Below are 22,317 nucleotides of genomic sequence, written 5' to 3'. Positions count from 1 at the left end.
CACATCATCAGACCTCTGAAGAGGTTGCCAAGTCGGCTAACGCGGTGCCGCACTCAATTCGTTGTCACTTTCATAGGTTAAGTTGGTTTCCCAGCTTTCGCTGCTAACGGCTATCGCTGTGTGAATACCGGCGGTGTCGCCTGCCTTAAAGGCAGCATAGATCGCTTTGTGATCTTTCAAGGCGGTTTTTGGTAGTGAGCGCATAGAGGTCTCCAGCGCGGCTTCGATCAGTTGCAGTAAGGTCTCCCCGACACGGATAGTCATGGGGTTATGAGTGCTGTGCAGTATGGCGCGATGGAAGGCGATATCGTGCTTGGAGGTTTGAGCACCCGCACGGATGGCTTCTTCCATGGCGTCGATACTCTGCTGAATGCGTTGGTGATCCTCTGCTGTGGCGCTATGCATGGCTTGAAGGGTATACGCTGGCTCAAACATAAGACGGAATTCCAATACGTCCCGTGTCATGCCCCGTGCCAGGATCATTCCGAATGCCATTGGGTCGACGAGCGGCGTGCCTGGTTCGCGGCGAATCATGGTGCCTTGGCCCCGTTTGACTTCGACAATCCCTATCGCTTGCAGCATCTTGATGGCTTCACGCACGCTGGATTTACCAATGCCCAGGGTGTGAGTGAGCTCCGTTTCCGAAGGCAGGTAATCCCCTGGCTTGAGGTCGCCTCGTATTAGAGCACTTTTAATACGCTCCAATAGTTGCAGTGCAACTGAGCTGCGCTCCATCGAATCCCCAAATGACGTTGTATTGCTGATCGAATTCATCTCTGGCTGGCGTTTAAAACTCATGTGAGCCTCGCGTGGCGCATCGGTATTTTCTGCATTTTATCAATATTCTAAGCCTAGCGGCTTAAGACACTCGCTTGGGTATACTTAAAAGAAATATATTTATTTCTCATTGTTTTATGTGGCTGCCTTGCTAATGGATTGTTCTTTAGTCTAGTCTGAAATCAGACATCTGATGTCTGCTGTTTGTTCAGTAAGACATAAAACACGAGAACCTGAATGACCAAAAAGCACATCGTGGTATTGACCACGGGCGGCACTATTGCCAGCAAGCCCAGTGGCTCAGGGCGAAGCCAGTCAGGGGCATTAAGCGGCGAGCAGTTGCTAGAGCAGGTGGCGCTGCCGCAGGGCGTCGACGTTACGTTAGAAGTGATATCGATCCTGCAAAAGCCCAGTAATGCCGTCACCCTCGCTGATCTTGCTGAACTCCATCGCCAAGGGCGGAAAGCATTGTTGCGGGCGGATGTGGACGGTCTGGTGATCACCCACGGTACCGATACTTTGGAAGAGACCGCTTACTTTTTATCGCTCACGCTGCCAGCGGATAAACCCTGTGTGATCACCGGTTCTCAGCGGGCGCCTCACCAGCTAGGTACCGATGCCTTTAAAAACATTTGCGATGCCATCGTGGCGGCGGCCAACCCCCAACTGAGTCAGCTTGGCTGTGTCGTGGTGTTCAACGAGTCACTGTTTGCGGCGCGTTATGCCCACAAAGTGAGCAGTTTTCAGTTGAATGGCTTTAACGCCCCCGGCGCCGGTTCGCTGGGTTATATCGATGGGTGGCGGTTAAAACTTTATCACACGGGAACGGCGACAACGCCCCTCATTGAGGAGTGGGATACCCCGCTGCCGCGTGTCGACCTACTGCCCGCCTATCTGGATGCCTCGCCTGCACTGCTAAACGCCTGCGTGAAGAGTGGGGCGCAGGGGGTGGTGATCGATGGCTTAGGCCGGGGCCACGTGCCACCTGGCTGGATGAACGAAATACGAGCATTGGTTAGCGCAGGCGTCCCTGTCGCGGTCGTGAGTAGTTGCGCTCAAGGACCGGTGAATACCAGTTATGAGTTTAGCGGCAGCTTGGCCGATTTAATGTCTGCTGGGGTGATCGCGCTCAACGATATCAGTGCACGTAAGGCAAGGCTTGCACTTGCCTTGCTGCTGAGTAGTACCCCGCGTGAAGCGCTGGGAGAAGCGATGGAACGCTTGATGGCGTGAGCGGCCTTTCAACCTTGCTCAACTGCAGTAACAGGAAACTAAAAAAGCAATTCACCATAACTAAATAAGGTGCTGGACATGAAACTAACCCTGACAAAAGCCACCCTCTCTGCTGCTATTGCTGCCGCTTCTCTAAGTGCAGCGCAACTCTATGCAGCCGACTATACCTTCAGCTTCGCCCACGTACTGATTGAAGAGACACCGAACGGCCAAGCGGCGCTGCGCTTTAAAGAAGAGGTAGAGGAGAAATCCGACGGTCGTATCGAGATTAACGTACTGCCAGCTGCGCAAGTGGGGGGCGACGTTGAAATCATTGAGCAGATTCAAATGGGTCTTGTCGATATTGGTATCCCGCCAACGGCCACGCTGGGCAACTTTGAGCCGCGCATGCAGATTTTGGATCTGCCGTTCTTGATTGCCGACTACGACACCATGGTGGAAACTCTGGATGGTGAAGTGGGCCGCGAAATCCTCGATACCCTAAATGGCCATAACATGGTTGGCGTCAATTTCTGGGGAGCGGGTTTCCGCCATATCACCAACAATGACCGCCCAATCGAAAACCCCGAAGATATGGACAGTATCCGCATGCGTACCATGCAGGCGCCGATCATCATCTCCACCTATGAAAACCTGGGGGCTAACGCCACCGCCATGGCTTTCACCGAGGTTTACAACGGCCTGCAGCAGGGTGTGGTGTCGGGGCAGGAAAACCCACTGGCCAACATCTACACCATGCGTTTCCATGAGGTGCAAGATTATCTCTCGCTGACCAATCACGCCTACCACGCCTATGCAGCGGTAATGAACCAGGACTCTTGGGACTCGCTGCCGGAAGATCTGCAGGCGGTCATGCTGGAAGCCTTTGATAACGGTCGAGATACGTCCCGTGCGCTAACGCTGCAGGACGAAGAGACCATCATGGAAGAGATCAAAGACGAGATAGCGATTAACGAACTCACCCCTGAGCAGCGCGACGCCTTTATTGAAGCCAGCATGCCGGTGCACGAAGAGTATGAAGCAATCGTCACTACCGAGTTGCTGCATAAGGTCTATGACGCTGTAGGTATCGAGTATTGATCCAACGGGTCTGCTAAGACCTGGCTCCTCTCTTCTTACCCCTTTCAGGGTGTGGATATCTCATGTTCGAAGCGCTCAACAAATGTCTTGATCGCTTGGAAAGTGTGGCGATGGTCGTTTTCATGTCGATTGCGACCATCCTCACTACCATCCAAGTCGTGTATCGCTACGGCTTTAGCGGTTCGCTATTTTGGGCTGAAGAAGTCGTTATTTACTCCATTATCTGTATGAGTTTTGTCGGTGCCAGTATGGGTGTGCGCCATGGCACGCATATTTCGGTGGATGTACTGAATGCCATTGCCTCGCCCGCTGTGAACCGCTGGCTGCACATGATCGCAGCACTGATCGGTATCGTGTTCGCCGGCTTCATGACCTATTACGGCTTTGTGCTCTATTTCAGCACGCTGGATCGCGGGCAGTTAACCGCTGCACTTCGTCTGCCGATGGCATGGTTCTATCTCCCGATTGGCATATCCGGTGTACTGCTGATTCTGCGTTATCTATGGGTCATCAATGAAGTCTGGAAAAAGCCTCCGGTAGGACTCTCCGAAGAGCTTGTAGCCGGTTCGGATAAGCTCATTTAACCCCTGGAGAGCGACCATGATTACTGCATTATTACCGATCTTTTTTGCCGTGCTACTGCTCGGGCTGCCCATCTTTGCTTCCTTGGCATTGGCGGTGTTTCTTGCCATTGAATTCTTTGGTGCCACCAATCCGGTCATCGTGCCGATGCGCATGTTTACCGGCATGAACAACTTTTCGCTGATGGCGATCCCGTTCTTTATCCTGGCGGCGGAGTTGATGCGGATTGGCGGGCTTTCCGACCGATTGATCAATCTTGCCAAGGCGCTGGTAGGGTGGGTGCCAGGGGGCTTGGCAGCGGCTACGGTGCTGTCATGTCTCTTCTTCGGGGCCATTTCCGGTTCAAGCCCTGCCACGGTGGTGGCGATTGGCTCGATCATGTTCCCGGCACTGGTCGCGGCTGGCTACGATAAGCGCTTTGCGATTGGGTTGATCGCTACCGCCGGTACCTTGGGGCCGATAGTGCCGCCGAGTATTGCACTGATTATCTACGGCTCAGTGACCGGTACTTCGGTGGGGCGGCTGTTTGCAGCGGGCCTGCTGCCCGCCATAGTGATTGCCTCGATTCTCATCGCCTACTGCATCGTCTTTAGCAGCATCAAAGGCTATGAACGAGCTCCTTTCCCTTCGCTGCGGCAAATTTTAGTCGCCTTTAAAGATGCTGCCTGGGGCCTGGGACTGCCGGTGATTCTGCTGGGGGGCATCTACAGTGGCGTCTTTACTCCGACCGAATCGGCGGCGGTCGCCTGTGTATATGGCTTGTTTGTAGGCATGGTGGTTTATCGCACCATTAACGTAACGGAACTAGTGGGAACACTAAGAAGCTCTGGGTTGATTTCCGCGACGCTACTGCTGATTACCGCGGGGGCATCTGCTTTTTCTTGGCTGCTCGCCATTACCGGCACGCCTAGCCAGTTGGCAGGCGAGGTGCTTTCGTGGACAGACGACCCGTTTCAGGTCATGGCGCTGTTTAATGTCGTGATGATCGTTGCTGGTTTCTTCCTTGATAGCGCCTCGGCCATCATCGTGCTCTCGCCACTGCTGCAGCCTATTGCCGCCCAGGTGGGCGTGGATCCGGTGCATTTTGGGGTGATCACGCTGATCAACTTCTCGGTAGGGATGATTACACCGCCTGTTGGGCTAAATCTGTTCGTTGCCATGGCGATATCCAAGATGTCGCTGCAGGAAGTTTTCAAGGCCTGTTTGCCGCTGATTGGTTTGATGCTGTTAGCGCTGATTATCATCACCTATGTTCCATGGCTAAGTACCTGGCTGCCCTCACTGATTTATTAATGAATCGCTTGAATACGTTAACCAATAAGGACAACGAACCATGAGCAAAACGATTGAACAAGCGGTGGCGGAGCAGGGGCTTACGTTACCGGCGATTCCAACACCACGCGGCCTGTTTCTGCCTTGGTCTCGATTGGGCAACCAATTGTTTTTGGCCGGCCAGATTTGTGAACGTGGCGGGGATGTTCTCTACCCTGGCAAGGTGGGGAGTGAGTTCGATCTTGAAACCGGCAAACTGGCGGCTCAGGCGTGTGCTTTAAACCTCTTGGCTGAATTGAGCGATGCTGTTGATGGCGACTTCTCACGCGTGGTGCGCTGCGTGCGCATGAATGGCTTCGTCAATGTAGCGCCGGGCTTTCATGATGTGCCGCTGGTCATCAACGGTGCATCAGAGCTATTTGTCGCGCTATTTGGCGATGCGGGGCGTCACGCTAGAACCGCCATTGGGGTGGCGACACTGCCCGGCAATGCGGCGGTAGAAGTCGAAGCGATTTTTGAAGTGCGTTAAGCACCCACAGAGGTAGGTAAAGCATGCAGAACTCACCCATTTTTCTACCGTTACGTGAGCAGCACGAGCGGCTTCGTACGGGCACGCTGACGGCTACCGCGCTGGTCGAAGCGGCAATCGCTGCTTATCAACAGCGCGGCAAACACGACCACGCCTACCTCACCTGGAACGGCGAGCAGGCGCTGGCAATGGCAAAAGCGGCCGATGCGGTGCTCGCTCAAGGTGGTGATGCGGGGGCGCTAATGGGTATGGCGGTATCGATCAAAGATATCTACGCCGTGACGGGGTTGCCGACTTATGCGGGCTCTTCTCAGCGGCTGCCGAAGCGCTGGGAGCGTCCTGGCCCGGTGGTGAGCGCGCTACTGAAACAGCTGCCTTCCGTGATGGGTAAAACCCACTCCGTTGAGTTTGCCTTTGGCGGCCTGGGCACCAATGCCCACTGGGGCGCGCCACGTAACCCCTGGGATGCACATCAGCACCGCACGCCTGGCGGCTCCAGCTCTGGCGCAGGTGTTTCGTTAGTGAGTGGTACGGCAAGCCTGGCGTTGGGCACCGACACCGCCGGTTCAGTGCGTATTCCTGCCTCGATGACCGGCGTAGTGGGATTGAAAACCACCGCCGGGCGCTGGTCGATCGAGCAGATCGTACCGCTTTCAAGCACGCTGGATACCCCAGGGTTGCTGGCGCGGTGGGTCGATGATCTTGCCTTTGCGTTCGATGCGTTGGATAGCGGCCTTAGCGGTCAGGATGATCGAGTGCCAGCGACACCATCGCTTGCCGGGTTGACCTTTGGGGTGCCAGAAACGTTTTTCTGGGACGACTGCAGTCCAGGTATCGCAGAAACTGTACGCGCTGCCATTAAGCAGTTGGAAGCCGCCGGGGCACGCATAGTCACCCTCGAGTTGCCCGGCATCGACGACGCGTACGAACTCTTCAAGCTGGGCGGTGTGGCTGCGCCGGAATTGGCAGCTTTTTTAAAAACTGAACTACCCGAGATGATTGACTCCTTGGATCCTAACGTCGCCGCCCGCGTTAAAGCGGCAGATGACATGCCCGCCTGGGAGTATGTGCGTCGTCGCACGGTGCTGGATTCGCTTGCCGCCTCTGCCGTCGCTCGCATGGCCGATGTCGATGCGGTGCTTACGCCCACGGTGGCGATTACCCCGCCCACTATCGAAAGCCTCGAGCCAGAAGGCGCTTATCCCAAAGCCAATATGCACGCCCTGCGCAATACGGTGATCGCTAACTTCCTCGGTCTATGTGCCTTAACGCTGCCGGTTGGGAAAGACGCCGCAGGCATGCCCGTTGGCCTGCAAGTGCTGGCCGGGCCCTGGCAAGACGCCAACCTGCTAGCCATCGGTCAGGCAATTGAAAACGAGTTGGGATCAGGCTTGGAGATTCTTGGTCAACCGCCAGCGGTGTGAGCGCTGAGGTGGGCTAAGTACTGCCGCCGATTTGCAGTGTAAAGCCCACATCGTGCTGTTCATCAATAATTACGGCGCCGCCGGTGGTGTTGCACTACCTTTTGGTGGCGTTGGGAGCTCAGGACACGGCCGGGATAAAGGCTTTGAAGGGCTGCGGAGCTACACACGTATCAAGACAGTGGCTATTAAGCATGACTAGCTAGTTGCAAGAGCGGAGCTATTTCCAAGAACGGAGTTATTATAATGACAACAGTTCGCCAAGTAGGCATCGTCGGGGTTGGTTTGATGGGGCATGGCATCGCCAGCAGCCTGCTGCGTGCAGGCCATCAGGTCAGCTTTCTTGAACACCCGGGTAATCAACCGGTGGAAGACCTACTTGCTGCCGGTGCTACCGCGCTGAGTGCCGGTAGCGAAGTGGCAAAAAGCGCTGACGTGGTGATTCTATGTGTCACGGGGTCGCCTCAAGTAGAAGCGGTGCTGTTCGAGCCCAACGGTGTTTTGGATGGATTAAAGCCCGGTTGTGTCGTGGTGGATTGCTCTACCGCCTTGCCCAGCTCAACCGAAAAAGTGGCTGCCAGAGTAACTGAAGCGGGCGGCCGCTTTATGGATGCCGCCATGACGCGCACGCCGAAAGAGGCCGCAGAAGGGCGGCTCAACTTGATTGTTGGTGCGCCCAAGGCACTGTTCGATGAAACGCTGCCTCTGCTGCAAGGGTTTGCGGAAAATATTGCCCACGCGGGCGATGTAGGCGCGGGGCATACTCTTAAATTGTTGCATAACTTCGTGTCACTTGGGTTTTCGGCAGTATTGGCCGAGGCCACTGCGGCTTCTCGTAAAGCGGGGATTAGCGATACAGCACTGCTGGAAGTCTTGGGCGCAGGTGGCGGTGGTGGCGTGGTGCTTGAGCGGTTGCGCCCTTATATTGCTGAAAACGATCCTTCGGGTTTCAAATTTACAGTGGCCAATGCCAGCAAGGATCTCGGTTACTACCACACCATGACCAATGAGCTTGGGGTGGAACGTGGCGTCGCAGGGGCAGTGCATGCACTCTATACGTCTATTGAAGACAGTAGGCTGTCGGTGCCGGAAATCATTGGTGTTTTGGTGCAGCGGGGTTAATGATTGATTATAAAAACCTAATTCTAAGGAACCTTACTAGGCAAAAGCAATCTAAGCAAAACGCCTAAAATTTTTTAATTTTTTGTCGTTTCGTTGCTTACATTTCGTTAACAAATAGCAATAAACAGTATCATTTAAGTGGTTTTGGTGGTAAATATAAGCGGAATCTTGCGATGGATAGTGAGAAATCGCTTAGAGGTGGGTGCTAACAGTGCTGGTGCATGACACTAGAGTGGCTGTATTCAGCCATATACCGCACGGCTACTACACAAGGATGAGTAAATAGAATGTATCAGCACTATTCGCGTCCAGGGATGGATGCAAATGGCGAACAGCCCGGCCACGCGGTGGCGATCCTAAGCGTGCAAGAAGGCCCCTCAGGCATCCGCATTGTGGATGTAAATACTGACTACCAGCGATTATGGGGCGGTAGTCGAGAAGCATGGCTAGGTGCTGCCCCCGTCGTGGTTCAGCAAGAAGCGGCCAACCAGCAGATTATCACCCAGCTTTATAAGGCGCTATACCCACTTACTAACAGCGAAGATGGTGTCTTTGAAGGCATTAGCGGTCGTGAAATCTCCCGCTGGCATAATGGCAGAAACAGACATATTGAATGGCGAATTACGGCGATGGGCGGTTTTCATAAGGGTCACTCTACCCTGGTGTTAACCCAGCGTGATGTTACCGAACAGATAGAAAAAGAAGCCCAGCTTGAGCGGCTAGCAACAACAGATATGCTAACGGGGCTGGTTAACAGATCTCAGTTCGATGTGATACTGAAAAGCGAGTTAAATCGACAGCACCGCTACGCCCGTCCGCTTTCCCTGATTATGCTGGATATTGATTACTTCAAAGACATTAATGATAGCTACGGCCACGATGTAGGTGATCAAGTGCTGATAGAGCTTGCCCATCTGCTTAAGCGTAACTTGCGTAAAGCAGACTGCTGCGCGCGCTGGGGTGGCGAAGAGTTTATGCTACTCGCCCCTGAAACATCGCTTGAACAAGCCGTGCGGCTAGCAGACAAAATCCGAAGCGCTATCAAACATACTGCTTTTCCCCTTCAAAATTGCGTCACGGCTAGCTTTGGTGTCGTAGAGGTTCATTCGTCAGAATCGGTTAAGAACTTGATGAAAAGAGTGGATAACGCCCTTTATCTAGCGAAAGAAAAAGGGCGTGATCGTGTCTCAACGGGTGGTTTATTTAGCTCCGCGAAGCAGGCTTAAGCAGGGTCGCGATCAATGGCGAAGGCTGACCATGCTTGGCGTACCGACATAATTTCCAAGCGATTGATATTGATGTGGGGTGGCAAGGTGGCTAGGTAGTAAAGCTGCTCTGCAATATCTTCCGCTTGAAGCGGCGTTGTACCTTTATAAAGTGCGTCTGAGGCGGCTTGATTACCTTTGGTCCTGACCAGTGTGAACTCGGTTTCCGCCATGCCAGGGGCTAGGTCCGTCACGCGCACGCCCGTTCCCAATAAGTCGCAGCGTAAGTTATAGCTAAACTGCTGAACGAATGCTTTCGACGCCCCATACACATGCCCCCCCGGATAGGGCCACTGGCCCGCGACTGAGCCGAGATTAAGAATGCTCGCGCCTTCGCTGTTTTTGAGCAATAGCGGCAACGCTGCGTGGGTAACGTTAACCAGCCCGGTAATATTAGTGTCAATCATTGTGTGCCAATCTTGCAACGCCACCTTTTGCGCGGGTTCCGGCGCTAGTGCTAACCCCGCATTGTTAATCAAGCATGTCAGCGGCAAGAAGCTTTCCGGTAGACTACCAATGGCGTCAGTGACTGCATCACTGTCGCGAACATCCAGTGCCAAGGTGAGTACGGGTACCTGCTCGGAAAGCTCCTCCTCGAGTGCTTTTAAGCGTTCTACCCGTCGCCCGGTTAAAATCAACGACCAGCCCGCTTTTGCAAAGCGCTGTGCCGCCGCTTTACCAAACCCTGATGTAGCTCCGGTGATAAGTACGCTGGGCATAGGGGTATCTCCTTTATAGTTAACAATGAGTAGATATACATTCGTTTTTAGTTATTAACTTATCTTCGATATCAGGCAGTGCATTTCGCTACTCTAAGCAGCACCGATAAAAACGCTTAGAGCCAGTTAGCGCTCGATAGTGTGACATTGACTCTCTCTGTTGCGTCTGTCCCTCTTGCGCGTAACGATTGGCCCTACAGCCTGAGAGATCGAACTCACTAGGCTGGCAAGCACGCTATCTCCTTATGGATTAAACAGGGTGCTTGTTATGAATGCCAATTTTGACGCTTCTTATCCCACCAGCCACAGTGCGGATAATCGCTATGTGCATGGCCTGGATCGTCAGTATGTATTTCACTCATGGGCTCAGCAAGGCAGTTTAGACCCCATGGTTATCGCGGGTGCGCAAGGATGTCGTGTATGGGACTACTCGGGGCGTGAGTATTTGGATTTTAGTAGTCAGTTAGTGAATACCAATATCGGCCATCAACACCCCCGCGTAGTGAACGCGATACAAGCACAAGCCGCCAGCCTTTGCACGATTGCTCCAGCCCATGCCAACTTAGCCCGGGGCGAAGCAGCCAAGCGTATTATCGCCAAAGCGCCCGATGGGTTTAGTAAGGTGTTTTTTACCAATGCGGGGGCCGATGCCAACGAGAACGCCATCCGAATGGCGCGCCTTTATACCGGGCGAAGCAAAATACTATCCGCCTACCGCTCCTACCACGGCAATACCGGCTCAGCGATTGCCGCCACCGGCGATTGGCGACGGGTGCCTAACGAGTATGCCAGTGGGCACGTGCACTTCTTCAATCCCTACCTTTATCGCAGTGAGTTTTGGGCGCGGGACGAAGAAGAAGAGTGTGAGCGTGCACTGACCCATTTGCGCCGGGTGATTGAGTGCGAAGGCGCCAACGCAGTCGCAGCCATTCTGCTGGAAACCATTCCCGGGACGGCAGGTGTGCTATTACCTCCTAAAGCGTATCTGCAGGGCGTCAGAAAGCTCGCCGACGAGTTTGGTATCGTACTGATTCTTGATGAAGTCATGGCCGGTTTCGGCCGCACGGGACGCTGGTTCGCCTTTGAGCATTACGACATGGCGCCCGATCTAATTGTCTTCGCCAAGGGGGTCAACTCGGGTTATGTACCGGCAGGTGGCGTGATTATCTCTGAGCCAATCTCACGCTATTTCGATGATCATTTTTTTGTCGGGGGCCTCACTTACTCCGGCCATCCGTTAGCAATGGCAGCCATTGTGGCCACCTTGGATGCCATGGAAGAGGAAGGCATCGTAGAAAATGCCGATAACGTTGGTAACGGCCCGCTAGCGGAGGGACTGAAAAGGCTTGCTGAGTGCCACCCCATCATTGGTGATTGGCGAGGTGTAGGCGTATTCCATGCCTTGGAGTTAGTGAGCGACCCGGTACGTAAAACGCCGCTACCTGGGACAGAAGTGCTGAAACTCAAGCAGCTACTAATGGAGCAAGGGCTGCTGGTATTTACTGTCGAAAACCGTATTCACGTAGTACCACCGTGCATTGTGACTCCGGAGGAAGTGGAGGAGGGCTTGGCAATTCTAGCGCGCGTTTTTGAAGGCTATACCGCATCACTTCAGTAAGATATTGGCTACGTAGCTAAAGCGTTATCGTAGGCGAGACCCAGGCGCTGTAGGCCTGGGTTGATAAGTTCCCTTTCGATTGCACCAAACCCCAAACGGAAAAAACGGCGTGGCGGGGCGACATCGAAGAAGTGTTGAAAGCCGGGTTCAATCAGCACGCCACGCTGGGCGGCGTGCCAAGCTAATCGCTGGGTATCGATGCAGGCATCGGCCTCCATCCAGAAAGCGCTGGAGCGGTTGCTGCTATGGCTGTGGCAGCCTGGTAGCGCTTGATCAATGGCAACCCGCATGGCATCCCTCCGTCGATCAATCTCTTCCACATGCAGCTTTAAATAGCGCTCGTAATAGCCTTGAGAAATAAACTGCGCCAACTGATGCTGCAATGCGGCGGGAGGGTGACGGTACATCATGCGGCGCAGCGCCCGCAGCTCATCAATCACTTCGGCGTCGGCCACTACGTAACCCATGCGCAGCCCGGGCGAGAGCGCTTTGGATAAGCTGCCCATATAGATAATCCGTGCGCTCTGTGCGCTGGCTTTGAGCGCAGGCAGTGCGAACTGGTCGCCGTGAATTTCAGCGTCGTAGTCATCCTCGATGACGATTTGGTCGTGATGAGACAGCTGGGCTAATAAGGCATCCCGCCGCTCGCGGCTCATCGTCACGCCGGTGGGTACTTGGTGGCTTGGCATGACATACAGGTAGTCGCACTGCTGTGAGCCTTCAAGACACATGCCGTCTGTGTCCACGGTTTGAAATTGTAGGCTCGCGCCGCGGTGAGAAAACACATTCATTGCCTCGCGGTAGCCGGGGGATTCCAAGGCTACGCGGGTGCCCCGATGGCAGAGCAGTTGTGCAATCAAGTAGAGCGCATTTTGCGTTCCCATGGTAATCAGAATCTCTTCCGAGCGAGCGAAGATTCCCCTACGTGGCAAAATACGTTTTCGCAGTTGTTCAATTAATAGCGGGTCATCCTGATCAATGCGGTCACGCAGCCATGGTTTATCACGCTGTGAACTTAGTAAACGCCGAGAAACATCGCGCCATTGGGCTAACGGAAAGAGTTGGGTGTCTAACTGGCCATAAATAAACGGGTATGCGTACTCGGACCAATTGCCTGGTTTGAGAATGCCTTGGTAGTTAGTAGGGCGCTGAATAATGCGGTTGTGCCAGTTTGGTGCGCTTATTGTTCCGTTATCTTTTTTGGTTAACGCTGTTTGTGATGAATTAAGCGTCGATTGCGGGTCGTTATAATCAGGGTGTAAATAATAGCCGCTACGGGGGCGACTAATTAAATAACCATCTTCAACTAGTTTTTCGTAAACGATAGACACTGTGTTGCGCGAAATGCCCAGTTGCTGAGAAAGCTTGCGGCAGGAAGGGAGCGCATCATCACTCGGCAAGCTGCCTACGCGTATTGCCTCCAGCAGCGTTTCTCTTAGCTGTTCTTGCAGGCAGGTGGCAGCGTTGGGGTCGACCTCAAGACACAGCGTTGTCATACACTTTTCCTCTCAAATAAACCCTTTCTCCATTAAAACTAAGCATCTTCCGTGCCAGCTTTATGATCGCCAACTGTCCTTTTACTTTACGCCAACTGGCTCTAATCGAGAGGAGGATAAAAAACTAGGGTGAAGTCACTTTTAGCTTGTAACCGTTTGGTTAGCGATGCTTGTCCACTCTAGGAGTATTAAACGATGAAAAAAATAACGGCATTAGCCTCCGCGTTGAGCGTTGGCGCATTTGCTCTTAGTCTTTCACTTTCCACCACCGCTGCGGATTTGGAGGAAATAGAGAGCCGTGGCTATATGAGTGTGGCCACCGAAGATAATTACGCGCCGTTCAACTTTATGAGTGGCAGTGACCCCGACGGTTTTATAGAAGATATAAAAATGGAACTGGAGGAGTACGCTGACTTTGAGATTCGACAGGATATTTTACCCTGGACCGGTCTTTTGGCCTCGGTTTCATCGGGCCAATACGACATGGCGCTGACAGGCGCCTCTGTGACTGACGAACGCCTGCGGGTGTTTAACTACGCGCCGCCGTTTGCCTCGGCTCAGCATTTCTATATCAAGCGGGCAGGCGATGACCGTATCAACAGCATTGAAGACTTAAGTGGCATGACGGTGGGGGTCCAGGCGGGCAGTGCACTGCTTTCGCGTTTGCCCGAGTTGGAAGTGATGCTCGAAGAAAGCGGTGGCGAGCTGGGCGACGTGATGGAGTATGAGGCCTATCCGGAAATCTATGCGGATCTCGCCAATGGTCGAGTCGATTATGTGATCAATTCCATCGTCCCGGTGAACGACCTAATTCGTGAACGCCCTGATGTATTTGAAGCGGGCCAAGCCGTTTCCGGCCCTGGCTATGTGGCGTGGCCGATGCCCAAGGACAGCCCTGAACTATTGACCTATATCACCGACTTTATGAGCCATCTGCGTGATTCTGGCCGCTTGGCCGAGCTGCAGGAGAAGTGGTTTGGCGAGTCCTTTGACGACCTACCGACAACCCCTATCACCTCGGTGGAAGAGTTCCACGAAATGGCTGGTATGTAAGCCATCACCTTCGCCTGCCGCCCAGCCTGGGCGGCAATTTTCTTATAGCGAATTAGGGGGTGAGCATGGACAGTAGTGCATGGGGACTGCTCATTCAGGGCGCCTGGACAACGCTGTGGATCTCAGGTGTTTCGATTGCCATCGGTGTGGTGCTGGGGTTGATGATCGCCTTGTTGCGAGTGGCAAAAATCCCCGTTCTGCATCAACTGCTGGGCGTCTATATTAGCCTGGCTAGAGCAACACCGTTGGTCACGCTGGTGCTGTTCATCTTTCTAACCGCACCGACCATGGGCGTTAACCTTAATCGCAATGTGGCCGGCATCATTGCCTTAACCCTGAATACCACCGCTTTTAACGCCGAAATTTGGCGCTCTGCTTTTAATAACTTCTCCAAAGAGCAGCGCGAGGCGGCGCTGGCGATTGGCATGACGCCATGGGTCTACTTTCGCCGCATCATGTTGCCGCAAATTACCATTACCAGCCTGCCGGGCCTGGTCAACGAGATGTCATTTCTGATTAAAGGCAGCCCCGCCATTGCGGTGATCGGGGTCGTCGACCTTACGCGGGTGACCAATCGCATTTCCGCCGTTACCTACGACCCTTTGCCGCCGATCTTAGCCGCAGCGGCCCTATACATGCTGATCATCAGCCTGCTGGTATGGCTGCAGCGCGTGGCTGAGCGCAAAGCCAGCCGATTGGCCGTCTAACGTGGTCATCACGGGGAAGCCTTTATGAGCAATTGGGACATTCTTTGGTCATCGTACGATGTGTTTTTGAACGGTTTTTATAACACTTTAAAACTGTTTGGTTTATCTGCGGTGCTGGCGTTTATCTTGGGTAGCGGGATCGTGTTTTTGTTAGAGGGTTCGCGCCCGCGTTTAAAAATCCCGCTGCGCATTTTCATTGACGCCATGCGCATGCTGCCGTTTCTGATTCTGGCCTATTTACTCTATTACGGCCTGCCCAGCGCAGGCATCCGTATGAGCGCCTGGACGGCGGGGATTATCGCTCTGGTGATCTATCACGGCGCTTACTTCGCAGAAATACTGCGTGGTTGCCGCGCTACTTTCGCGCAAGGGCAGGTAGAGGCGGCCATCGCTCAGGGGTTTTCTCAACCCAAGATGTTTATGCGCATTATCTTGCCCCAGCTAATTTTAAAAACCCGCGGCTTACTGGGCAATCAGCTAATTATCCTGCTCAAAGATACTGCCTTTTTGGTGATTATCACCGTACGCGAACTCACGGCGGCGGCAAGCAGCCTGTCGAGTACCTACTTCATTCCCATGGAAGCCTTCATTGTGGTGATCGGCTTCTATTGGCTGATCAGCATTGGTTTAGAACTGTTTATCAAAATGATTGGCCGTTTTGGCGCCAAGCGAGGATTCGAAAATGCCTGAGACCGCCGCCGTTAGTATTCGTAAACTATCTAAAAGCTTTGATGGCACCGAGGTCCTACGGGATGTATCGCTGGAAGTGCAGCCCGGCGAAGTGGTGAGCATTTTAGGCTCATCCGGTTCGGGTAAATCTACCTTGCTACGCTGCATTAATTGGCTGGAGCAGCCTGAACATGGTGATATCCGTATCGATGGCGACCGCATTGGCGTCAGCGACAGCGGCAAGGCCATGTCGCGACGCGAGCTAGCGGGTATGCGGGCGCGCCTAGGCATGGTGTTCCAGGGGTTTAATCTCTGGCCGCACCTAAGCGTGCTGCGCAATGTCACCGAAGCGCCGATCCATGTGCAGGGGTTAAGCAAAGCGGAGGCCGATGAGCGGGCCATGGTGCTGCTCGAAAAAGTCGGCATGGCCGACAAACGCGAGCAATACCCCTACACACTCTCGGGCGGGCAGAAACAGCGGGTAGCTATTGCCCGGGCGCTCGCCATGCAGCCCAAAGTGATGCTGTTCGATGAGCCTACTTCAGCGCTCGACCCGGAACTGGTAGGAGAAGTGCTTGGGGTCATCAAAGACCTCTCAAAAGAGGGCTACACCATGGTGCTAGTGACTCACGAAATGGAGTTCGCCCGGGCAGTCTCAGATCAGGTGGTTTTTCTCGATAAAGGCATCATCATCGAAAAATCCCATCCCAACGAGTTTTTCGTCAACCCCAAAACCGATCGCGTAAGGCGCTTCCTGGAATTGGAAGCGCCTGCGGTGTGAGTCGTACTAGATGGTCGCTGGTGCCGATGCTTCTTCCGCCGCTTGCACTGCATCCGCCAGCAGTTCGGCGGTAATCGCAGAGAGTGTCCAGCCCAGATGGCCGTGGCCGGTGTTGTAGAACACCGTGGGTAATTTGCCGCGGCCGACTTTGGGCAGCATGTTAGGTAGCATTGGCCGCAGGCCTGCCCATGGCACTACGCGGCGGGTGCTGACGCCGGGGAAACACTCTTCCACCCAGCGGATTAGCGGGCGGATACGGTTGTCGCGAATATCGCGGTTAAAGCCGTTGAACTCGGCGGTACCGGCGATCCGGAAGCGGTCATTGCCCAGGCGGCTGGTCACCAGCTTGGTTTCATCATCGAGTAGGCTTACCGTGGGCGCCGCCTGCTGAGAGGCTGCATCATCGAGCTGCACGGTAATCGAGTAGCCTTTCACCGGGTAGATATTGACTCGGTCACCCAGCTTGGTGGCCAGGGCGCGGCTGCCCACCCCAGCACAGACCACTACGCTATCAAACGTTTCACGCACCGGTTCGCTGTTGGTATCGACATTGGCAGTGACCCAGGCGTGTTGTTGATCCGCGCCGATATCCTGCACGCTGTGACCATATTTAAGCGTTACGCCGCGGCGCTCTGCAGCTTGAGCGAGGCCGTGGGTAAACTTATGGATATCGCCGGTGGCGTCGCTTTCAGTAAAGAAGCCGCCGTAGTAATTGCCCGCCAGCGTCGGCTCGATAGCGCGCATCTCGTCGGGGGTTACTGCCCGGCGTTCCAGGCCGCCTTTGCTGAGCAGTTGCGAGACCTTGGCGGCGTGGTCGTAGCCTGCCTTGTCGCGGTAGATATGCAGGATACCTTTCTGCTTTAAATCGAAATTAATCTGTTCGTCTTTTGCCCACTGAAACAAGTGCTCCCTGGCGGCAATGGCCAGGCGTGCGGTTTCGGTCGTGTTCTCAGAGTAGCGGGGGATTGAGGCGATAAACTCGCCAAACCAGCTGAGCTTGTGCCAGCTCGGGCGGGGGTTGACCAGCAGCGGAGCGTCATTTCTAAGCATCCAGCGCAGACCTTTAATCACCGTCGGCCAGTGGTTCCACACTTCAGCATTCGAGGCCGATAGCTGGCCGCCGTTGGCGAACGAGGTTTCCATGGCGGCGTAACGATGCTTTTCAAACACGGTGACCTGATAGCCACGTTTGGCCAGGGCGTAGGCGCTGGTAATGCCGGTGATACCACCACCGATAACGGCAATGCGTTGCATGAGTCTCTCCAGATTGTATGAGCGTCGGGGAATACCACCTAACGGCGTAGCTGCTGCTGGGCGTACCCCTTCCGTCATGGAACCTGAGAGATTCACGTGCCCGTTGGGCGCGCTTGCTCCTTCGGTGGGCTGAGTGACGCAGTCATCAGCCGCTCTTCGGAAAGTGAGGGTAATAGCGGTCCGGTTGCCTGAGAGTTTCCGGGGTTGTTGCTCCTTCGGCGCTGGCGTCATCCTCGTGAGATGCGCCAAGCTCTCCCGCTATTACGTTGCTACTAGTTCATAGCTTTTTAATGTAATTAGTTTTACCCAATCTGTTTTAGCATGAAATCCGACCAAGGTCGTGAACGCTTATTCCACGGGCCGGGCACGCTCAATAATCGCCGCGCAATCGAGTCCAGTAGGTAGCGTGCCTGTATTGAGACCACTGCGGTCGGCAAGCCGACCAGCACAGAATGCATCGGCTACATAAGCGGGGGCATGCTGAACCAGCAGAGCGCCCTGTAACGCCAGGGCCATGCTATCCGCCAGTTGGCGGGCGCGGTACTGGAGCGCTTGGGTATCCTGCATCTCCCGCTTTAATTTGTGAATAAAGCGGTCAAGATGTTCATTAGCGCCCTTTGAAAGTGCAATTTCGGCAAAGAAGGCATCAAGTACCTCGGGCTGCTTTTCAATCGCGCGCAGGATATCCAAACACTGCACATTTCCGCTGCCTTCCCAAATGGCGTTGATGGGCGACTCGCGGAACAGGCGCGGCATCATATGCGTTTCCATCACGCCACTGCCGCCGATCACTTCCATTGCTTCATAGGCGTGGTGGGGTGTGCGCTTACATATCCAGTATTTGCCGACAGGGGTAGCGATCCGCGAAAGCAGGCGCTCATGCTCGTTGTCTTGATGATCCATGGCCCGGGCCATGCGCAGCATCAAGGTGGTGGCAGCTTCGCTTTCAATGGCGAGATCGGCGAGCACGTTCTGCATCAGCGGCTGCTCGCTGAGCCGTGCCCCAAAGGCATGGCGATGAGAGGCGTGATGAATCGCCTGGGCGGTGGCTTGGCGCATTCCGGCGGCTGAGCCAATCATGCAGTCGTAGCGGGTCATGGCCACCATTTCGATGATGGTACGCACGCCGCGCCCCTCCTCACCGATCATCCAGGCAAAGGCGCCGCGCAGTTCCGTCTCGCTGGAGGCGTTCGCTACGTTACCCATCTTGCGTTTCAGTTGCTGGATGTAGAGCGGATTCTTGCTGCCGTCGGGCCGCCAGCGCGGCAATAAAAAACAGCTCAAGCCGCCGGGTGCCTGGGCGAGCACCAGGAAGGCATCGCACATCGGTGCTGAGACAAACCACTTATGACCCACCAGCTCAAAAGCTTCTCCCGGCCCGCCTTGGTCAATCGGGTAGGCGCGGGTGGTATTAAGACGGACATCCGAGCCACCCTGCTTTTCAGTCATCGCCATGCCGAGGGTGACGCCCTGTTTCTCGAAGTCAGGTACGTTGCGTGGGTCATAATAGGGTGCGGTAATTTTGTCACCCCAGCTCTCAAGCAGGTTGGGCTGGTGGCGAAGTGCAGGCAGAGCGGCAAATGTCATCGTGATCGGGCAGCCATGCGCCGCCTCTACCTGGGTCTGTAAAAAGTATTTGGCGGCTCGGGTAACGTGGGCGCCTGGCTGTGGATTCCGCCAGGGGCTGGCGTGTAATCCATGTTCCACCGACGTTTGCATAAGCCGATGGTAGGCGGGGTGAAACTCTACCCAATCGACCCTGTGGCCTTGTCGGTCATGGGTCATCAGTTGTGGTGGGTAGCGGTTGGCGTCAAAGCCCAAGGCAATGGCCTCAGAAGAGCCTGCCCACTGACCAAACGTTTTGAGCGGGGCATCATCCTCAGACCCGCTTTCACGTTTAACGCCCTCTTGAAGCGCGCGATCTGCAGCATAGCTATTGTAGTTTTCCAGCGCCGGGGGCTGGTTTTCCACTCGATGAGTGCTGGCTTGGAGTTGATCGGCAAGCGGATAGTGGTATGTCATGATGTAAACCTGGATCGTGGCTAAGTGATTGTGTTTATTTAAACGATCGTTTTATGTTTTTAGCATAGTCGTTTGAAAGCGGGAGTGCTAAACAATCAAGATGGCGAATCTTGGCCGTCCCTTAGTTTTGCTCAGTGGGCATATTTAAACGACAATGCCACGCTTATCCTTCTCAGCCTTGGGTACTATCGATGCAGCCAAACGCAATGCAGGCAAACGGTTTTTTTGACGAAATAGGCGAAACTATCGGCGAAGCCATCCGCGTGGTGGTTGAGTTTTTATTAGGTATTTTTACTAATTTTTTCGGTGCATTCGGCGATTTTATCGACGGCTTAACGCGTTCGCTGGGGATCAACGATTCTTTTTTCAGCATTGCCGTATTAGTGGTCGGGCTGCTTATTCTTTGGGGCGGTTTGCGGGCATTCCTGCGTGGCTCTTTGGTAGGCGGTATTTTACGCACCCTGCTGGGGCTGTTTATCCTCTCGTGGCTGATGATGTAAGCAGTGGCTTGTTCTTTCTTGAGCTAGTGACCTTGAGTTAGCTTCAACACGGGTATGACAGATTGTCATTTGCTTATTTGGTGCATTTTGTCATCATTTGCACTTATTTTGTGCAAAGCGAATGCAATGAAAACTTACCTTGGAAAGATGCGCGGGCAGCCAATTAAGCGCGCCCGGGTAGGCTGGCAGGATGCTTTTTGGTCATGGGTAGGCGCCTTTACTGGAATGGCGGTTATTTGCTGGTTAAGCTCGGCGTGGCTGTCGCATCAGTTGCTTATCGTTGGGTCGTTCGGGGCAACGTCAGTTCTCATCTATGCCGCACCGGAAAGTCCTTTTGCCCAGCCCAGTCACGTGTTGTTTGGCAGTGTGCTTTCGGCAGCTACTGGCGTTGCTTGCTACCAATGGCTGGGAGCGACACCACTCTCGATGTCGTTGGCTGTATCGCTGTCGATACTGCTGATGCAGTTGACCCACACAGTTCACCCTCCGGGAGCTGCGGCTGCACTCATTGCGGTAGGCGGCGGTGCCAGCGTTCACCAGGTGGGGTGGTGGTATCCTCTTTTGCCGATCGGTATGGGCAGTATAGTGATGCTCATAATTGCCATACTGGTGAATAATCTTGCCCGGCATCGACGTTATCCACGCTACTGGTGAAGTTAGATACGACTCAACTGTAGTTCCAGGTCAAAGATATGGTCGTCTGTCGCGCCTAGTTCCCGTAGTGCCGTCGCAAGGTTGAGTAAGTACTCTTTATTGGGACCGCTTGGGCCATGTGCGTTGGCAATTTGCTGGGCGATTTCGGTAAGTGGCGCCTCGCCAAGAAAGGCCGGGTTGTCTTCGCTGGCCAGATAAATCAGCCCTTCGCTCTGTTTGGCTGCTTCGCCATTCTCCGCAAGAAACGTCAGCAATACTTTTTCTCGCAAATAGCCGTTCTTCTCGCGTACATCCAACGGCGCAAGCACTTCTGGCGTAATACGGTAAGCCATACCATGGCAAATCGAATCCTTGGCGCGGATCAGCGTTGCTACCCGCCCAGGCGATTCAAGTGTGCCGCGATGGTCATGGGAGCCTTGCCAGAAACGCCGTTCCCAACCTTGAATATAGGCTGGGCGACGCTCTAAGTAGGCGAAGTCAGCCTTCCAAATCAGCGATCCATAGCCGAATAGCCATATATCTGCATGGCCATCGAAGAAGTTTCTTTGCTGGTTAAGCGCGGTGGTATCAAGCATCGTTATCAAGCAACATTTTCAAGGGGCATCTTTCAAGTAACATGGTGAACAACGACTTTGTAATACAATCATCTTAACATGCGATGGTTGCTCACTTACCTGACAACATTGAAAACTACCGGAGGTAGCCATGCGCGCGATTTTTCTGGTCGATAACGGTTCGCTACGCCCGCAAGCAACGCTTAATTTGCGTCGCGTGGCCGCTTCGCTTAGCGAGCAAATAGGCGAAACCGTTCAGGCCGCCTCGTTGCTGCACTCCAATAAGATTCCCGCGGACGAGGTGGATGGCATTCCCGCCACTACGCTTGGCCCCGCCGCTGAACGCAGTGCCGAACAAGGGGCAACGGAGATCATTGTGCTGCCGTTCTTTTTCGGCCCCAGTAAGGCCTTGACCGGCTACCTGCCTGAACGCATGGCCACGATGCAGGAGCGCTTTCCCCACGTAAAGGTGCGTGTAGCCCAGCCCTTGGTGGATGAGTTGGGTGATAACGACCTGCGTCTAGCTCATCTGCTGGCCGACAACGTGCGCGAGCAGCTTCGGGCTGGTGCTAAGCCGCATGTAGCGCTGGTCGATCACGGCAGCCCAATCCCTGACGTTACCGCCGTGCGCAACCGTCTCGCTGGGCAGCTTAGCGTGTTACTAGCCGACGACGTAGCGTGTGTTGCCGCTGCCTCCATGGAGCGTCGCGAGGGCGATGAGTACCGTTTTAACGAGCCATTACTCGAGAATCTGCTAGCGCTTCCCGAATTCAACCCAGGGCCGGTCATCCTGGCAATGCTGTTTCTGTCGCCGGGGCGCCATGCGGGTGAAGGTGGCGATATCGCTGAAATATGCGCGGCGGCTGAACAGCAGCATCCAGGGCTTTCTGTTACCACGACCAAGCTGGTGGGCGAACATTCGGGTATCGTCGATATTCTTGCGACTCGTTTACGCCAAGCGCTTGATGATCAACGCTTTCTACTCGATATCCCAGCAATCGCCTGATAT

General features: G+C 54.3%; 23 protein-coding genes and 1 riboswitch. Of the genes, 17 read left to right on the top strand and 6 right to left on the bottom strand.

Annotated elements, in window-relative coordinates; all coding sequences use genetic code 11:
* Window positions 1-36: 36 nt before the first annotated feature.
* On the bottom strand, window positions 37-798 hold the full coding sequence (locus ACW44H_RS17615; RefSeq protein ID WP_113269258.1) for a FadR/GntR family transcriptional regulator: 762 nt from the start codon (window positions 796-798) through the stop codon (window positions 37-39).
* A gap of 216 nt (window positions 799-1,014) precedes the next feature.
* Between ACW44H_RS17615 and ACW44H_RS17610 the strand changes: the two genes are divergently transcribed.
* From ACW44H_RS17610 to ACW44H_RS17570, 9 genes are all read left to right on the top strand, one after another.
* Entirely contained in the window at window positions 1,015-2,010 is a 996-nt protein-coding gene (locus ACW44H_RS17610) for an asparaginase (protein ID WP_457505819.1), read from the top strand.
* Window positions 2,011-2,088: 78 nt separating this feature from the next.
* The gene (locus ACW44H_RS17605) at window positions 2,089-3,090 is read left to right on the top strand and encodes a TRAP transporter substrate-binding protein (protein ID WP_457505818.1); all 1,002 of its coding nucleotides are present in this window, start codon (window positions 2,089-2,091) and stop codon (window positions 3,088-3,090) included.
* A 62-nt stretch (window positions 3,091-3,152) separates the two neighbouring features.
* Window positions 3,153-3,674: a TRAP transporter small permease gene (locus tag ACW44H_RS17600; protein ID WP_113269261.1), complete on the top strand. Its 522-nt coding sequence runs from the start codon at window positions 3,153-3,155 to the stop codon at window positions 3,672-3,674.
* Between the two features lie 16 nt (window positions 3,675-3,690).
* The gene (locus ACW44H_RS17595) at window positions 3,691-4,965 is read left to right on the top strand and encodes a TRAP transporter large permease (protein WP_457505817.1); all 1,275 of its coding nucleotides are present in this window, start codon (window positions 3,691-3,693) and stop codon (window positions 4,963-4,965) included.
* A 40-nt stretch (window positions 4,966-5,005) separates the two neighbouring features.
* Complete coding sequence (locus ACW44H_RS17590) at window positions 5,006-5,473, top strand: RidA family protein (RefSeq protein WP_113269262.1); 468 nt, start codon at window positions 5,006-5,008, stop codon at window positions 5,471-5,473.
* A gap of 23 nt (window positions 5,474-5,496) precedes the next feature.
* Window positions 5,497-6,897, top strand: a complete 1,401-nt coding sequence (locus ACW44H_RS17585) for an amidase (protein WP_457505816.1) — start codon at window positions 5,497-5,499, stop codon at window positions 6,895-6,897.
* Between the two features lie 52 nt (window positions 6,898-6,949).
* Window positions 6,950-7,096: an aldehyde dehydrogenase family protein gene (locus tag ACW44H_RS17580; protein ID WP_457505815.1), complete on the top strand. Its 147-nt coding sequence runs from the start codon at window positions 6,950-6,952 to the stop codon at window positions 7,094-7,096.
* Between the two features lie 44 nt (window positions 7,097-7,140).
* The gene (locus ACW44H_RS17575; protein WP_457505814.1) at window positions 7,141-8,016 is read left to right on the top strand and encodes an NAD(P)-dependent oxidoreductase; all 876 of its coding nucleotides are present in this window, start codon (window positions 7,141-7,143) and stop codon (window positions 8,014-8,016) included.
* A 287-nt stretch (window positions 8,017-8,303) separates the two neighbouring features.
* Window positions 8,304-9,242 carry a diguanylate cyclase gene (locus ACW44H_RS17570; protein ID WP_457505813.1) on the top strand — a complete coding sequence of 313 codons (939 nt, stop codon included), beginning with the start codon at window positions 8,304-8,306 and terminating at the stop codon, window positions 9,240-9,242.
* On the opposite strand, the gene ACW44H_RS17565 is transcribed toward ACW44H_RS17570, so the two are convergent.
* Window positions 9,239-10,000 carry an SDR family NAD(P)-dependent oxidoreductase gene (locus ACW44H_RS17565; protein WP_113269266.1) on the bottom strand — a complete coding sequence of 254 codons (762 nt, stop codon included), beginning with the start codon at window positions 9,998-10,000 and terminating at the stop codon, window positions 9,239-9,241. The genes ACW44H_RS17570 and ACW44H_RS17565 overlap by 4 nt on opposite strands.
* 268 nt (window positions 10,001-10,268) lie before the next feature.
* On the opposite strand from ACW44H_RS17565, the gene ACW44H_RS17560 reads away from it, so the two are divergent.
* The gene (locus tag ACW44H_RS17560; protein ID WP_457505812.1) at window positions 10,269-11,618 is read left to right on the top strand and encodes an aminotransferase class III-fold pyridoxal phosphate-dependent enzyme; all 1,350 of its coding nucleotides are present in this window, start codon (window positions 10,269-10,271) and stop codon (window positions 11,616-11,618) included.
* Between the two features lie 8 nt (window positions 11,619-11,626).
* Here ACW44H_RS17560 and pdxR read toward each other — a convergent pair whose 3' ends face one another.
* Window positions 11,627-13,114, bottom strand: a complete 1,488-nt coding sequence (gene pdxR, locus ACW44H_RS17555; protein ID WP_457505811.1) for a MocR-like pyridoxine biosynthesis transcription factor PdxR — start codon at window positions 13,112-13,114, stop codon at window positions 11,627-11,629.
* A gap of 195 nt (window positions 13,115-13,309) precedes the next feature.
* On the opposite strand from pdxR, the gene ACW44H_RS17550 reads away from it, so the two are divergent.
* The 4 genes from ACW44H_RS17550 (at window position 13,310) to ACW44H_RS17535 (ending at window position 16,324) form a co-directional block, all read left to right on the top strand.
* Complete coding sequence (locus ACW44H_RS17550; protein ID WP_457505810.1) at window positions 13,310-14,167, top strand: transporter substrate-binding domain-containing protein; 858 nt, start codon at window positions 13,310-13,312, stop codon at window positions 14,165-14,167.
* Between the two features lie 65 nt (window positions 14,168-14,232).
* Window positions 14,233-14,874: an amino acid ABC transporter permease gene (locus ACW44H_RS17545; RefSeq protein ID WP_113269270.1), complete on the top strand. Its 642-nt coding sequence runs from the start codon at window positions 14,233-14,235 to the stop codon at window positions 14,872-14,874.
* 24 nt (window positions 14,875-14,898) lie between these two features.
* A complete protein-coding gene (locus tag ACW44H_RS17540; RefSeq protein ID WP_457505809.1) occupies window positions 14,899-15,564 on the top strand; it encodes an amino acid ABC transporter permease in 666 nt (221 codons plus the stop codon).
* Window positions 15,557-16,324 (top strand): amino acid ABC transporter ATP-binding protein, encoded by a 768-nt coding sequence (locus tag ACW44H_RS17535; RefSeq protein ID WP_457505808.1) that lies wholly within the window; start codon window positions 15,557-15,559, stop codon window positions 16,322-16,324. Before ACW44H_RS17540 ends, ACW44H_RS17535 begins: the two co-directional genes overlap by 8 nt.
* 6 nt (window positions 16,325-16,330) lie before the next feature.
* On the opposite strand, the gene ACW44H_RS17530 is transcribed toward ACW44H_RS17535, so the two are convergent.
* The gene (locus ACW44H_RS17530) at window positions 16,331-17,578 is read right to left on the bottom strand and encodes a D-amino acid dehydrogenase (protein WP_457505807.1); all 1,248 of its coding nucleotides are present in this window, start codon (window positions 17,576-17,578) and stop codon (window positions 16,331-16,333) included.
* 166 nt (window positions 17,579-17,744) lie between these two features.
* Window positions 17,745-17,846, bottom strand: a riboswitch (glycine riboswitch).
* A gap of 80 nt (window positions 17,847-17,926) precedes the next feature.
* Entirely contained in the window at window positions 17,927-19,600 is a 1,674-nt protein-coding gene (locus ACW44H_RS17525) for an isovaleryl-CoA dehydrogenase (protein WP_457505806.1), read from the bottom strand.
* A 206-nt stretch (window positions 19,601-19,806) separates the two neighbouring features.
* Between ACW44H_RS17525 and ACW44H_RS17520 the strand changes: the two genes are divergently transcribed.
* The gene (locus ACW44H_RS17520; RefSeq protein WP_113269488.1) at window positions 19,807-20,100 is read left to right on the top strand and encodes a hypothetical protein; all 294 of its coding nucleotides are present in this window, start codon (window positions 19,807-19,809) and stop codon (window positions 20,098-20,100) included.
* Window positions 20,101-20,226: 126 nt separating this feature from the next.
* Window positions 20,227-20,754, top strand: a complete 528-nt coding sequence (locus ACW44H_RS17515) for an HPP family protein (protein WP_457505805.1) — start codon at window positions 20,227-20,229, stop codon at window positions 20,752-20,754.
* Between the two features lie 2 nt (window positions 20,755-20,756).
* Here the strand turns inward: ACW44H_RS17515 and ACW44H_RS17510 are convergent, their stop codons facing one another.
* Window positions 20,757-21,329, bottom strand: a complete 573-nt coding sequence (locus ACW44H_RS17510; RefSeq protein ID WP_457505804.1) for a gamma-glutamylcyclotransferase — start codon at window positions 21,327-21,329, stop codon at window positions 20,757-20,759.
* Between the two features lie 130 nt (window positions 21,330-21,459).
* Here ACW44H_RS17510 and ACW44H_RS17505 point away from each other — a divergent pair, with 130 nt between their 5' ends.
* Window positions 21,460-22,314 (top strand): sirohydrochlorin chelatase, encoded by an 855-nt coding sequence (locus ACW44H_RS17505; protein ID WP_457505803.1) that lies wholly within the window; start codon window positions 21,460-21,462, stop codon window positions 22,312-22,314.
* The last annotated feature ends 3 nt before the right edge of the window (window positions 22,315-22,317 follow it).

It is taken from the genome of Vreelandella sulfidaeris Esulfide1, from assembly GCF_054072535.1.
This window is presented reverse-complemented; position numbering and strand designations above follow the sequence as displayed.